Raw genomic sequence first — 13,052 nt, forward strand, 5'->3', positions numbered from 1 at the left:
AATTACTTCGGCTCGTCCATCATCTTCGGAACTTCGAAGGTGCCGGCCTTGATCTCCGCCCGCTTGGCCTCCATCGCAGCCTCTGCCTCGGCGGGTGCGACGCCCTTCACGAAGACGATATCGCTGCCGCCTTCCTTCATCAGGCCGTAGGACGTGTAGTTCCTGCCGACCGGCTTTCCGGCAGCGACATCGGCGATCGCAGCGTCCAGGATCGGGCGGAAGTACCACATGGCGTTGGCAAACACCGTATCCGGATAACGTGGCGTATAGTCGATCAGCGAGCCGACCGACTTGATGCCGCGCTCCTTGGCGGCATCGGCAGTACCGATGCGCTCGCCGAACAGGATGTCGGCGCCGGCGTCGATCTGGGCAAGACCGGCTTCACGGGCCTTCGGCGGATCGAAGAAGGTGCCGATGAAGGAGACGAGGTGTTTTGCATCCGGGTTGACCGCCTTGACACCCGCCGCGAACGCATTGATCAGCATGTTGACCTCGGGGATCGGAATGGCGCCGACCGAACCGACGACATTCGACTTGGTCATCTTGCCCGCCAGCATGCCTGCGAGATAGGCGCCGTCATGGTTCCAGGTGCCGAAGACGCCGAAATTGTCGCCGGCCTGCTCGCCGCTCGAACCCAGCACGAAAGCGGTGTCGGGATAGTCGGTCGCGACCTGCCGGGCCTCTTTCTCCACCGCGTAGGCCTCGCCGATGATCAGCTTGTTGCCCTGTTCGGCATATTCGCGCATGGCGCGCGGATAATCGGTGCCGGAGACGCCTTCGGAGAAGACATATTCGATCACGCCTTCCTTGGCCGCGTCCTGCAGCGCCTTGTGCAGACAGGAGTTCCAGGCATTTTCGACCGGCGACGCATGAATGCCGGCAACCTTCAGCGGCGCCGCCGCCCTTGCCAGCGGGGCAAAGCCGCTGACCCCAAGCGCAATGCCCGACGCGATCACTGCCCGGCGTGAAATCAGGATATCTTTGGTCATTGATTGTTCCCCTTTTTTACCATTTGGTTCAAAAATCATAGTAGCGCCCAAAAATGTGTCAAGCAGCGAATGGGCTTAAAAATCAGGCTGTTCAATCTGTTGCGCCTTGCGTTCTGCAGCCATTTTTTCCGAACTGTATGGCGTCGCGGCTTGGCGCGACGCAATTGGCAGGATAAGCAAGGAGGATAGGGGTTGGGGGGCATGAAATGGGGGAAGAAGAGGGCGCCTCGCGGCGACCGATCGCGAGCCGGTCGTCGTCCTGGGCCATCGGCCTCAGCGCGTGGCTGGCGCGGAGCGGCGCGACACCCAACGGCATTTCGCTTTTATCGGTCGTATTCGCGGGTATAGGCGCAGCGCTCATCGTTTTCACAACACATCCGATTGCCATGGTTTGTGCCGCGATCTCGGTGCAACTGCGGCTCGTCTGCAATCTGCTGGACGGAATGGTCGCGATCGAAGGCGGCAAGAAAACCAAGAGCGGGCCGCTCTACAACGAATTTCCCGACCGGGTCGCCGACAGCCTGTTTCTCGTAGCGGCTGGCTATGCCTGCGGCTTTGGCTGGCTCGGCTGGCTGGCTGCGCTGCTCGCCGCACTCACTGCCTATATCAGGGTCTTCGGAGGATCGGTCGGTCTTCCCGAGGACTTCAGCGGCGTCATGGCCAAGCAGCGCCGCATGGCGGTGCTGACGGCGGGCCTCCTCGCCCAGAGCGTCGAGACGCTGATATCAGGCAGCCACTGGTCGCTGATCCTGGCATGCGCGGTCATCGCGGCCGGCAGCCTTGTCACCTGCCTCACTCGCACGATAACGCTTGCCCGATCCCTGGAGAGACTATGATCGCGCTCATCCGTCGCCTTCTCGTGCTGTTCGTCCGTATCCTGGTCGGCGCTCGAAGCGAATGGCGGGGCTGCGCGCCCGATCCCCGCCGCCGCATCTATTTCGCCAATCACAGCAGCCATGTCGATACCGTCGCCGTCATGGCTGCCCTGCCATATCAGGTGCGCCGGCTGACCCATCCGGTCGCCGCACGAGACTATTGGGGAACCAGCGCACTTCGCCGTTTCATCGCGGAGAAATGCCTGCGCGCCGTCCTGATAGACCGCAAGCCTGCGCCGGACAGCAACCCGCTGGAGCCTCTCGAGCGCCTGCTCGAGGAAGGCCATTCGATCCTGATTTTTCCTGAGGGAACGAGAAGCGCCACCGATGAGATCGCCCCGTTCCGCAGCGGCATCTATCGCCTCGCCTGCCGTTTTCCGGATGTCGATCTCGTGCCGATCCATCTCGACAACCTTCAGCGCATCCTGCCGAAGGGAAGCATGCTGATCGTCCCGATCACCTGCACGGCGCGCTTCGGCAAGCCGCTCCGCGTCGAACCAGGCGAGGAAAAGACCGAATTCCTGGCCCGCGCCCGTGCCGCGGTGATTGAGCTCGCAGATGGGGGGCATACCGCATGACCAGCCTGTTCTCCATCGTTCTGGCCGCCATCCTCGGCCTGCTTGCCGTCGCCTCGGCCATCGGTTTTATCCTTCAGCGGCGCGCGACCGAACCCGGCTCCGTCGCCACCGTCCAAAATCTCAACGCCCGTATCCGCTCCTGGTGGATCATGGTCGCAGTGTTCGGAGGCGCAATCCTGCTCGGCGACACGGCGACCGTCATCCTGTTCGCATTCCTGTCCTTTATGGCGCTTCGCGAATTCTGGACCCTGACACCATCGCGGCGCGGCGATCACCTGGCGCTTTTCCTGTCCTTCTTCGTCGTCTTGCCGCTGCACTACGTGCTGCTCGGAACGGAATGGTACGGCCTGTTTGCGATCTTCATCCCGGTCTATGCCTTCCTGATCCTGCCGGCTGTGGCGACCTTGACGGGTGACGTCAATGAATTCCTCGCCCGCAGCGCCAGGGTGCAATGGGGATTGATGCTGACGGTCTATTCGATCAGCCACGCGCCAGCACTTCTCATGCTGGAGACCGGCACACCGTCCGCACTTCTTCTCGTCTATCTGGTCGTGGTCGTGCAACTCAGTGACGTCTTCCAATATGTCTGGGGCAAGCTCCTCGGAAAGCACCGTTTCTCGCCGAATATCAGCCCCTCGAAGACGATCGAGGGGCTGGTCGGAGGCGGCGCCTCGGCCATTCTTGTGGGAACACTGCTATATCGCCTGACGCCGTTCTCCCCGCTACAGGCCGCGGCCATCAGCACGGTCATCGTCGTCGCCGGCTTCTTCGGCGGCTTCGTGCTCTCGGCCATCAAGCGCGATCTCAATGCCAAGGACTGGGGCTATGTGATCGAGGGCCATGGCGGCGTGCTCGACCGCCTGGACTCCATCACCTTCGCCGCACCGCTGTTCTTCCACATCGTCCGCTATTGGTTCACCACATAGAAGCTGGTTCAGGCTAAAACCGGTCGATCTCCTCGAGGCTCTCGAACAGCCGGCGCTGAAGATCCCCCTCCTGCTTGCCGATGGCGGTCATCAGCTTGCCCATCGTTCCCCGCAGGCCGTGCAATTCGTCGACCAGCTCCATGACGATATCGACGCCGGCTTCGTTGACACCCATGTTTCCCATGAGGTCCAGGATCAGCCGGGCGCGTGCGACGTCGGCGTCGCGAAATTGCCGTTGGCCGCCTGAGGTCTCCGGAATCAGCCAACCCTGTTCGATCCAGAGGTCGAGCTGGACGATGTCGATTTTCAAGTAAAGACGGAATTCGAGATCATCCATGATCAAGCCTCCATGTTCTTTCTCGGATCGTAGGAGTTTGCCGTCGCCCATTCCTTCATGAAGGCCGTCAGCCGTTCATCCGGGGCGTCGGGCAGCACAATCTTCAGCGAAATGTAGACGTCGCCATGTTCGCCGCCGCGTTTTGCAACACCCTTGCCCTTGAGACGCAGCACCTTGCCGCTGTTCGAATGAGGCGGCAGCGTCAAATTAACTGGTCCGGACGGCGTCGGCACACGAACCTTGCCGCCGAGCACAGCCTCGCTGAGGGAGATCGGCAGTTCCAGGCGGATATCGTCACCGTCTCGCGTAAAGAAACTGTGCGGGCGCACACGGATTTCGATCAGGGCATCGCCCGCCGGCCCGCCTCCGATGCCAGGCTCGCCCTTGCCGCGCAGCCGCAAGGTCTGGCCGTCGCGCGTCCCCGGCGGGATCTGCACGTCGAGTGCCGGACCACTCGTCAGCTTGACCTCAGTCCTGGTGCCGTTGACGGCCTCAAGAAAGTCAACCTCCATGGAAAATTGCCGGTCACGACCACGACCACGGGTCTGGCCGCCGCCGGCACGGCGCGAAAAGAAGTTGGCAAAGATATCGTCGGCGTCGCCGAAATCGGCAAAGCCGGCACTGTTGTGATAGGGATCGCCAGGGCCGTTCTTCGAGGCATAGTCGCGGTAATAATTGCGCTGCGCCCGCTCGGCGCCTGTTATATCGATCTCGCCGCGATCGAAGCGTCCGCGTTTTTCCTCGTCGCTCAAGATCTCGTTGGCTGCCGAAATTTCCTTGAACCGTTCCTCGGCCTTTTTGTCGCCGGGGTTGAGGTCGGGGTGAAGTTTCTTGGCGAGCTTGCGGAACGCGCTTTGAATATCCTTTTGCGTCGCATCCCGCTTTACGCCCAGAAGCTCATATGGATCCTGGCTCATGCATATCTCCGGTCAGGCAGCGAATACTGCTGGTTGGCTTGGGGATGATATAGGTTGTCGGGCCGCCGCCGGGGAGGGGAGGCCAGTCGCTCTGATCGACTTCATCAATCCGCAGCGGAACTAGAACAACGCCGCGTCTTCCACTTGAGGCGCCGAGCCTTCATGCGCGGGATCGGCTCGCCGATCGATGAGAACCGAGCACCCGGCATGGCGCACGACCTTGTCGACGATCGAGGAGAAGACGTAGTCGGTGATATCGGTCACATGGGATGAAAGCAGGATGAGATCGGCCGATTTTTCCCTCGCGACGGAGACGAGCAAGGAGGCGGCAACGCCGATGTGCACCTCGATCGTCGCCGGAATTCCCATCTCCTTGCAGAGCGATGCAAGTTTCTTTTCGGCGTCCAGGATGGCGGTCGTTTCGAATTCCTCAGGAAGCTCCGTCAGGTGACGGCGGGGAATATTCTCGATGACATGCATGACGACGATGCTTCCACCGTCGTCCACCAGCGCAGCAGCCCGGCACAGAAGGCGGCTTGCCGTTTCCCTGGAACCCATGCCGATGCCGCAGATGATCGTCCGATACATTGAAATCAATATCCTTGAATGCGAATGATAGCACCGATCATACCGGTATCGACCGTCCCGACATTGACGAATATCAAGAAAAAGTGCCGCAACGGCAGCGCGCATGAAACGGCCAGCTGCTTCGGAACGAACCTCCGGCTGAATCGTCGCAGTTGACGGCAGGGCCATCAGCAACATTTCTAACCCGGTGTCGTCACTGATTGAGGTTCACATGCCGAATTTTGCGATTATCGGATCGGGTGCGATGGGAAGTGCCGTCGCCAAACGGCTGATCGACCACGGCGCCACGGTGCTGACCTATCTCGAGGGCAGGAGCGAGCAGACGATTGCGCGGGCAAAGGCAGCCGGCATGGTGCCGGTCGGCCGCCAGGAGCTGAGGAAGGCCGAGCTGATCCTGTCGATCGTTCCGCCGGCTGAGGCGATCAAGGTCGCCGGACTCGTTGCGGACATATCGTCAGGGATGCCGGCCCCTCCGCCCTTCGTCGACCTCAACGCCGTCGCGCCGAAAACGATGCAGGCGGTAGCCGCGCGCTTCGAAGGCATCGGCGTCGAAGTGCTTGACGGTGCGATTATCGGCGGGCCGCCGGTCCCCGGCAAATCAGGTCCGACCATCTATATCAGCGGCGATACGGCGGGGCGAAGCCGGCTGCTCGAGGATTACGGCCTCAGGATCCGCAGGCTCGACGGGCCGCTCGGCGCCGCCTCGGCACTGAAGATGTGTTATGCCGGCATCAACAAGGGATTTGTCGGCCTTAGCACCGCCATGCTGCTTGCCGCATCGCGTTCGGGTGCTGCCGAAAGCCTGAAAGCCGAACTCTCCGAAAGCCTTCCCGACGTCGACCGCAAGCTGTCGAGATCCATTCCCGACATGTATCCCAAAGCCTATCGGTGGGTTGCCGAAATGCAGGAGATTGCCGATTTCCTCGGCGAAGATGATCCGGCCGCGACCATCTTCCGCGGTATGGCGGACGTCTTTGCCAGGATGGCTGATGACGTGGAGGGCAGCCGCGTGCTCGTCGGGCAGCTAGACGAAATCCTCGCGCGCCCCGACATCGATCGCTGACCGCAACAGCCTTACAGGTGTTTGGCTACGTCCATTCTTTGATGAAGGATGCGCACGATGATGATCTGGCCCGCATCATTGCTTTTGAAATACGGAAAATGAGAGCCAAGAGACTTTTCTGTACCCTTTCCGAATATCCGAGGGGCGGCTCATCCGTCTTCCCTCCGCCAATTCGTGGCAGGCGTCTCTTATGTCCTGGATGTAACGCTCTGCCTGATCGACATTCCAACTCGTCGCTGTGTAATCCCAAATCTTCTCAATATCGGTTTGCGCAGCAGGAGAAAATATGATGCCTGTCATTTCGCCTCGAACGCCGCACGTTTGCGAGCGTTGAACGCATCGAAATCAAAGGGCGTGGCAGGGCCGGATTCCTCGCCTTCAATCAAGGCATCCTGTAATGCCTTCACTTTGGCTTCGTGTTCTTCAAGTAGGCGAAGGCCGGCCCGAACAACGTCAGTGGCTGAACCATAGCGGCCAGCCTGAACTTGCGTATCGATGAAGCTGGTGAAATGCTCGCCGAGCGATATGGACGTATTTCTGGCCATGCAGAATCTCCTTTAAGCCAATATACCAATTTTTGGTACATAACAAAACCTAGTCTTCACAGCGTGAATCTGATCCCTGGCCAACTCTGACGATTGTGTGAAGCCGCTTCGACACCGCTGACAAAACCTGATTGCCTCTGCTATGTCAGGAAAAATGCGGCGGCCCAACCGGCGTCGCGCTCTGTCCGACCAATGCCAGGAGTTTGAAAGATGAGCGGTTCTTCCGAATATACACCCCCGAAAGTCTGGACCTGGAACAAGGCGAATGGCGGTCAATTCGCCAGCATCAATCGCCCGATCGCGGGACCGACGCATGACAAGGAGCTTCCGGTCGGCCGTCATCCGCTGCAGCTCTATTCGCTCGGCACCCCGAACGGCCAGAAGGTGACGATCATGCTCGAGGAGCTGCTGGCTCTCGGTCATAGCGGTGCCGAATATGACGCCTGGCTGATCAAGATCGGCGATGGCGACCAGTTCGGAAGCGGCTTCGTCGCGGTCAATCCCAATTCCAAGATACCGGCGCTGATGGACCGCAGCGGACCAAAGCCGATCCGTGTCTTCGAATCCGGTGCTATCCTCACCTATCTCGCCGAGAAGTTCGGCGCCTTCCTGCCGACGGAACCGAGTGCGCGCGCCGAATGCCTGTCATGGCTGTTCTGGCAGATGGGAAGCGCGCCCTATCTCGGCGGCGGCTTCGGCCATTTCTACGCCTATGCGCCGACGAAGATCGAATATGCGATCGACCGCTTCGCCATGGAAGTGAAGCGTCAGCTCGACGTGCTCGATCGTCGCCTCGCCGAAAGCGAGTATCTGGCAGGCAGCCAATATACGATCGCCGATATTGCCGTCTGGCCCTGGTATGGCGGCCTGGTGAAGGGCTGGACCTATGGTGCAGCCGAGTTTCTGCAGGTCGAGGACTATAAGAACGTGCTGCGCTGGGCCGACACCATCCACAGCAGGCCGGCCGTGCAACGCGGCCGGATGGTCAACCGCCTCTCCGGCGATCCCTCGACCCAGTTGCACGAGCGCCACGACGCCAGCGACTTCGACACCAGGACGCAGGACAAGCTCGCGGCCGCCGAGTAAGCGAGTGGCCTCAGCCACTTGTCGCAGCAACAAATGATGCTCCGCCGCCTTTACGGCGGCGGAGCGTTTGCAGGCTGCCCGAACTCAGTTCTTGACCGTGTCTTCCAGGAAGAATCGGCCGAGCGGGTTCTGGTAGAAGTTCTCGATATTCTTGCGTGAGACGTTGATATAGGGGCTGTAATAGAGGTCGATCCAGTTGACGTCGTCCTTGGCCATCTTCTGCAGATCGACATACATCTGTTCGCGCTTCTTCGGGTCGAGCTCAAGACGCGCCTTGGCAACCAGTTCCTTCACCGCCTCGCTCTTGTAATTGGTCGAGTAGTTGTTGTTGGAATCGTGGCCGAGGACGAAGGTGGTCTTCTGGTCCGGATCGAGAATGTCGTTGGTCCAGTAGTTAACCGAGACGTCGTAGTCGCCGGCAACGATCATGTCCCATTCCTGGCTCGGGTCGACCTTCTGCAGATTGGCGGTGATGCCGGCCTTCTGCAGTTGCTGCTGGACGAGCACAGCCGTCTGTTCGTCGACTTCGTCGCCGGCGCGGACCAGGTAATTCAGCGTCAGGTCCGAGGCGCCTGCAGCCGCCAGCAGCTCCTTTGCCTTTTCGGGATCGTAAGGCCGCTGCAGATTGTCGGCATAATAATAGAGCGCGCCCTTCGGAATGTAGGAGTTGGCGACCGTGCCCTGGCCGAAGGTAACGGTATCGACGATCGCCTTCTTGTCGATCGCAAGATCCAGCGCCTGGCGGACTTCCTTCTTGCCGAGCGCGCCATGCGCATGGTTGATCAGAAGATGATCCTCGCGCGTCGAAGCGTCGATATCGACGTTGAGGTTCGGGTCCTTCTTCAGCTCCTCGACGCGAGAAAAGGGAACGAAGATCGCCGTATCCAGTTCGCCGGCCTGAACGTTCAGCATGCGGGTGTTGTCGTCAGGCACCGAGATCCACTCTACGCCGTCGAGCTTGACGCGGTCGGCCTGCCAGAAGTTCGGGTTCTTCTTGAGAATGACGCGGTCGCCGCGCCGCCATTCCTCGACCACGAAGGCGCCAGATGCGATCGGCTTTTCGCCATAGGCATCGGGGCCAAGCGATTCCATGCCCTTCTTGGAGATGACGGAGGCATTGGGCAGCGCCAGCGTCGAAAGGAACGGCGCGGACGGGTTCTTGAGCTTGATCGTCAGCGTGTGCGCGTCGGTCGCCACCGCCGTGTCGATCACCTTGTAGGAATCGCTCCAGAGCGAGGCGGCGTCATCGCGGATGCGCAGCAGGCTGTAGGCCGCGTCTTCCGCCGTTAGCGGCGAACCGTCGGAAAATTTCGCGTCGCGGATCTTGAACGTGTAGGTCAGCCCGTCATCCGAGGTGGTCCAGCTTTCGGCAAGGCCCGGCTCCAGTTTTGTGCCTGTCTTGTCGACGCGGATCAGCACGTCGTAGACGTTGGAGAACACCCAGTTGTCGATGTTCTGCGCGGTCTTGATGGGATCGAACGTCGTCGAATCCTCGCGGCGGCCGATGGTGAGTACACCGGCGGCCTCCGCATAGCTTGCACTGAGCGTCAGACCAGCGAGCAAGGCTGCAAGCCCGATTGATTTCCACCTGTTTGTCATGAGTTCGTTCCCTTCGTTGTTATGGCATGCGTTTGATGGGCTGGATCGGCATCGAATGCGGATCGTCCTTGCCGTCGGCGTCTTGAAGCAGCCGATTGTCAGGATCGATGTCGGGAATGGCGGCGATCAGCGCCGCCGTATAGGGGTGCTTCGGCCGCGCGAAGACTTCTTCGGAGCGGCCTTCCTCGACGATCTCGCCGCGATACATCACGACGACCCGTTCACAGAGATTGCGGACGATTGCGAGATCATGGGCGATGAAGATCAGCGTGAGGTTCATCTTCGCCGTGAGCTCGCGGAAGAGTTCGATGATCTGCGCCTGGATGGTGACGTCGAGGGCCGCCACGCATTCGTCGGCGATGATCATCTTTGGATCGACGGCGAGGGCTCGGGCGATGCCGGCGCGCTGGCATTGGCCGCCGCTCATGCTGCGCGGCTTGCGGCCGGCGAATTCGCGTTCGAGGCCGACGAGATCAAGCAGTTCGCCGATCCGCGCCGGAATATCGGCCTTGGCGACCTTGCCCTGCACCTTCAGCACCTCGGCCAGCATCTGCCCGATCGTCAGCCGCGGATTGAGCGCATTATAGGGGTCCTGGAAAACCATCGCCGTCTCGCGCCTGAGCTTTGCCAGGCCCGCGCTTTTCTGCAGCGCCAGATCGACGCCGTCGAAGGTAACATGACCCGACGAAAGCGGTGTGAGGCCGAGCACGGCGCGGGCAAGCGTGCTCTTGCCGCTGCCGGATTCACCGACGATGCCGACCGTCTCGCCCGGCATGATCTGCAGGCTGACGCCGGCAACGGCGCTCACCGTCTTGGCACCGCCCCTGAGCAGGGCGCCGCCAGCTCTGAAGCGCACGTGGAGATCGTCGATTTCGAGTAATGGTCTCGCCGGTTTGCTGGCCTCGGCAATCTCGAGCAGCGGCGCAGGCGTCTCGCTTGAGATGGAAGGGTGGCTGTTGATCAGGTTGATCGTATAGGGATGCTGCGGCCGCGCCAGGATCGTCCGCTTCGGCCCCTCTTCGAGCAGCTTGCCGCCGCGCAGCACGGCGATGCGGTCGCAGGTCTGGGCGACGATACCGAGATCGTGGGTGATCAGAATGATCGACAGGCCGCGCCGATCGCGAATGTCAATCAACAGCCGCAGGATCTGCGCCTGGATGGTCACGTCGAGTGCCGTCGTCGGCTCGTCGGCGATCAGGATTTTCGGATTGCAGGACAGCGCCACGCCGATCATCGCCCGCTGCCGCATGCCGCCGGAAAATTCGTGCGGATAGCTATCGTACTGGCGCACGGGATCGGGGAAGCCGACCTGCGCCAGGATTTCCGTCGCCGCGGCGCGGGCCTCGCGGGTGCCGAGGCCCTGATGGTAGCGGATGCCCTCGGCGATCTGATCGCCGATCCGCATTACCGGGTCGAGATGGCTGGTCGGGTTCTGGAAGATCATGCCGATCTCGCCGCCACGCACTTTCAGCATCTCGCCATCGTCGACCCGCATGAGGTCGCGCCCTTCGAGCAGCACGCTACCGCTTTCGATCTTCAGCAGCGAGGAGGGCAGCAGGCGCACCAGGGAACGGCAGAACAGGCTCTTGCCCGAGCCGCTCTCACCGACGAGACCGAGGATCTCGCCCTTGCCGAGGTCGAGCGAGACCGCATCGAGCAGCGTTCGCGGGCCGGAATCGACATGCGCCCTGACTGTGAGATCACGGACGGACAGCACGGATCCGCTCATTCGTGCACCCCCAGCAGTTCGCCGAGCGCGTCGCCCAGCATGCTGAAGCCGAAGGCGAGGCAGACGATGGAGAGGCCGGGAAACAGCGTGATCCACCATGCGGTGGTGATAAAGCTCTGTCCTTCCGCGACCATGACACCCCATTCGGCGATCGGCGGCTGGACGCCGAGGCCGAGATAGCTGACGGCAGCGCCGCTAAGCAACACCAGTGTCGCATCGGACATCGAAAAGACGATCGAGCCGGCGATCGCGTTCGGCAACAGGTGGCGGAACATGATGCGCGGGCGGCTGAAGCCGAGGCTGACGGCGGCAACGGCATAGTCGCTGCCTTTCAGCACCAGCATCTGCGCCCGGATCAGCCGCGCATAGGAGACCCAGCCGACAAGCGCCATGGCGATATAGAAACTGCCAAGACCCGGGCCGAGGATCGCGATGATCGACAGCATCAGCACGAGGAAGGGGAAGGCGAGGATGATATCGACGAGGCGCATGAACAGCGCATCGACGATGCCGCCGAAAAAGCCGGCGATCGTGCCGACTGTCGTGCCGATCACGAAGGGGAAGATGACGCCGATCAGCGCCATCTGCAGGTCGAGGCGCGCGCCCCAGATAACGCGGGAGAGGATATCGCGGCCGAAATTGTCGGTGCCGAAGGGGTGCAACAGCGAAGGCGCCTGCAGGCGCACCTCGGCGTTCTGCATGATCGGGTCGTAGGGCGCGATGATGGGCGCACCGATCGCCAGCAGGACGAAGAACAGCAGCAGACCGGCACCGACGGCAAGCATCAGCCGCCGGCCGAAGAACCGGCGCCAGCCGAGAGATGCGGGGGCAATCGCCTCGATGCTCATAGCTTCACCCTCGGATCGACGGCGACGGTGACGATGTCGGCGATGAAGTTGATGAGCACGGTGGCGCAGGCAAAGACCATGGCCACGCCCTGGACCACCATGTAGTCGCGCGAGAAGATCGCCCTGACGAGCAGCTGCCCCATGCCGGGCAGTGCAAAGACGCTCTCGACCACCACCGTACCGCCGATCAGCCAGCCGATATTGACGGCGAGCAGGTTGATCGTCGGCACCAGCGAATTCGGCAGCACATGCCGCCAGAAGACGATGCCCTCGGGCATGCCGCGGGCGCGCGCCGCCGTCGCGACATCCGATTTCAGTTGCTCGATCATCGCCGCCCGTAGGCTGCGCGTCAGCACGGTCGAAAGCGACAGTGCGACCGTCAGGCTCGGCAGCACGAGATGCGACAGCTTTTCGCCGATCGTCGCACCATAGCCCGAGACCGGCAGCACACCGAGTTCGACGCTGAAGAGGATGATCAGCATCAACCCCAGCCAGAAGGGCGGAAAGCCGATACCGAAGGTCGAGACAATGCGCACCACATGGTCCGGCGCCCGGCCGGCATTGCGGGCGGCAATCGCCGCCATCGGCACTGCGATCAGGACCGAAAGCACGACACTGGAGACGACGAGCGCGAGTGTCGGCTCGATACGGGTGACGATCAGCTTCAGCACGTCAATCTTGTAAAGGATCGACTTGCCCATCTCGCCATTGGCGAGGTTCTTGAGGAAATAGACATATTGCAGCCACATCGGCTGGTCGAGGCCGTACTGTGCGCGAATGCTGGCAAGGGCCGCCGGCGTCGCGCGTGTGCCGAGGATGTTGCGCGCCGGATCGCCGGGGATCAGCCGGACCAGAATGAAAGTGATGACGCTGATGCCGAAAATGACGGGCAGGAACTGCAGCGGTCGCGTCAGAACGAATTTATAGCGATGCATGACGGCGATCGCCCCTTTGTCTTCGTCGGGTTCGGTC

14 protein-coding genes and 1 pseudogene are annotated in these 13,052 nt (G+C 61.3%); 5 read left to right on the plus strand and 10 right to left on the minus strand.

The window, feature by feature from the left end; all coding sequences use genetic code 11:
* Nucleotides 1-2: 2 nt before the first annotated feature.
* Nucleotides 3-989, minus strand: coding sequence for a BMP family protein (locus CUJ84_RS35985; protein WP_011649722.1), 987 nt, complete (start codon nt 987-989; stop codon nt 3-5).
* 206 nt (nt 990-1,195) lie between these two features.
* Here CUJ84_RS35985 and CUJ84_RS35990 point away from each other — a divergent pair, with 206 nt between their 5' ends.
* The 3 genes from CUJ84_RS35990 to CUJ84_RS36000 are packed head-to-tail and all read left to right on the plus strand — an operon-like array spanning nt 1,196 to nt 3,368.
* The gene (locus tag CUJ84_RS35990) at nt 1,196-1,825 is read left to right on the plus strand and encodes a CDP-alcohol phosphatidyltransferase family protein (protein WP_105010201.1); all 630 of its coding nucleotides are present in this window, start codon (nt 1,196-1,198) and stop codon (nt 1,823-1,825) included.
* Nucleotides 1,822-2,442, plus strand: a complete 621-nt coding sequence (locus CUJ84_RS35995; RefSeq protein ID WP_105010202.1) for a lysophospholipid acyltransferase family protein — start codon at nt 1,822-1,824, stop codon at nt 2,440-2,442. Before CUJ84_RS35990 ends, CUJ84_RS35995 begins: the two co-directional genes overlap by 4 nt.
* Nucleotides 2,439-3,368, plus strand: coding sequence for a phosphatidate cytidylyltransferase (locus CUJ84_RS36000; protein WP_062943156.1), 930 nt, complete (start codon nt 2,439-2,441; stop codon nt 3,366-3,368). The genes CUJ84_RS35995 and CUJ84_RS36000 overlap by 4 nt, the downstream gene beginning before the upstream one ends.
* Before the next feature lie 13 nt (nt 3,369-3,381).
* Here CUJ84_RS36000 and CUJ84_RS36005 read toward each other — a convergent pair whose 3' ends face one another.
* The 3 genes from CUJ84_RS36005 to CUJ84_RS36015 form a co-directional block, all read right to left on the minus strand.
* Nucleotides 3,382-3,705, minus strand: a complete 324-nt coding sequence (locus CUJ84_RS36005; protein ID WP_105010203.1) for a chaperone modulator CbpM — start codon at nt 3,703-3,705, stop codon at nt 3,382-3,384.
* Nucleotides 3,706-3,707: 2 nt separating this feature from the next.
* Nucleotides 3,708-4,622 carry a DnaJ C-terminal domain-containing protein gene (locus CUJ84_RS36010; RefSeq protein WP_105010204.1) on the minus strand — a complete coding sequence of 305 codons (915 nt, stop codon included), beginning with the start codon at nt 4,620-4,622 and terminating at the stop codon, nt 3,708-3,710.
* A gap of 120 nt (nt 4,623-4,742) precedes the next feature.
* Nucleotides 4,743-5,210 carry a universal stress protein gene (locus CUJ84_RS36015; protein ID WP_105010205.1) on the minus strand — a complete coding sequence of 156 codons (468 nt, stop codon included), beginning with the start codon at nt 5,208-5,210 and terminating at the stop codon, nt 4,743-4,745.
* Nucleotides 5,211-5,421: 211 nt separating this feature from the next.
* On the opposite strand from CUJ84_RS36015, the gene CUJ84_RS36020 reads away from it, so the two are divergent.
* Nucleotides 5,422-6,273 carry an NAD(P)-dependent oxidoreductase gene (locus tag CUJ84_RS36020; RefSeq protein ID WP_105010206.1) on the plus strand — a complete coding sequence of 284 codons (852 nt, stop codon included), beginning with the start codon at nt 5,422-5,424 and terminating at the stop codon, nt 6,271-6,273.
* An 11-nt stretch (nt 6,274-6,284) separates the two neighbouring features.
* On the opposite strand, the pseudogene CUJ84_RS36025 reads toward CUJ84_RS36020, so the two are convergent.
* A pseudogene (locus CUJ84_RS36025) lies at nt 6,285-6,573 on the minus strand (type II toxin-antitoxin system RelE/ParE family toxin).
* Nucleotides 6,570-6,818, minus strand: a complete 249-nt coding sequence (locus tag CUJ84_RS36030) for a type II toxin-antitoxin system ParD family antitoxin (protein ID WP_072642369.1) — start codon at nt 6,816-6,818, stop codon at nt 6,570-6,572. Before CUJ84_RS36030 ends, CUJ84_RS36025 begins: the two are co-directional and overlap by 4 nt.
* A gap of 210 nt (nt 6,819-7,028) precedes the next feature.
* Between CUJ84_RS36030 and yghU the strand changes: the two genes are divergently transcribed.
* Complete coding sequence (gene yghU / locus CUJ84_RS36035) at nt 7,029-7,904, plus strand: glutathione-dependent disulfide-bond oxidoreductase (RefSeq protein ID WP_105010207.1); 876 nt, start codon at nt 7,029-7,031, stop codon at nt 7,902-7,904.
* A gap of 84 nt (nt 7,905-7,988) precedes the next feature.
* Here yghU and CUJ84_RS36040 read toward each other — a convergent pair whose 3' ends face one another.
* From CUJ84_RS36040 to CUJ84_RS36055, 4 genes are read right to left on the minus strand one after another with little or no spacing between them, the layout of a single operon-like run.
* Nucleotides 7,989-9,503, minus strand: a complete 1,515-nt coding sequence (locus CUJ84_RS36040; RefSeq protein ID WP_027687242.1) for an ABC transporter substrate-binding protein — start codon at nt 9,501-9,503, stop codon at nt 7,989-7,991.
* A 19-nt stretch (nt 9,504-9,522) separates the two neighbouring features.
* The gene (locus CUJ84_RS36045; protein WP_105010208.1) at nt 9,523-11,232 is read right to left on the minus strand and encodes a dipeptide ABC transporter ATP-binding protein; all 1,710 of its coding nucleotides are present in this window, start codon (nt 11,230-11,232) and stop codon (nt 9,523-9,525) included.
* Complete coding sequence (locus CUJ84_RS36050) at nt 11,229-12,080, minus strand: ABC transporter permease (protein ID WP_105010209.1); 852 nt, start codon at nt 12,078-12,080, stop codon at nt 11,229-11,231. The genes CUJ84_RS36045 and CUJ84_RS36050 overlap by 4 nt, the downstream gene beginning before the upstream one ends.
* Nucleotides 12,077-13,015 carry an ABC transporter permease gene (locus CUJ84_RS36055; RefSeq protein WP_105010210.1) on the minus strand — a complete coding sequence of 313 codons (939 nt, stop codon included), beginning with the start codon at nt 13,013-13,015 and terminating at the stop codon, nt 12,077-12,079. The genes CUJ84_RS36050 and CUJ84_RS36055 overlap by 4 nt, the downstream gene beginning before the upstream one ends.
* Nucleotides 13,016-13,052 lie beyond the last annotated feature (37 nt).

It is taken from the genome of Rhizobium leguminosarum (assembly GCF_002953715.1).
GTDB lineage: Bacteria > Pseudomonadota > Alphaproteobacteria > Rhizobiales > Rhizobiaceae > Rhizobium > Rhizobium leguminosarum_V.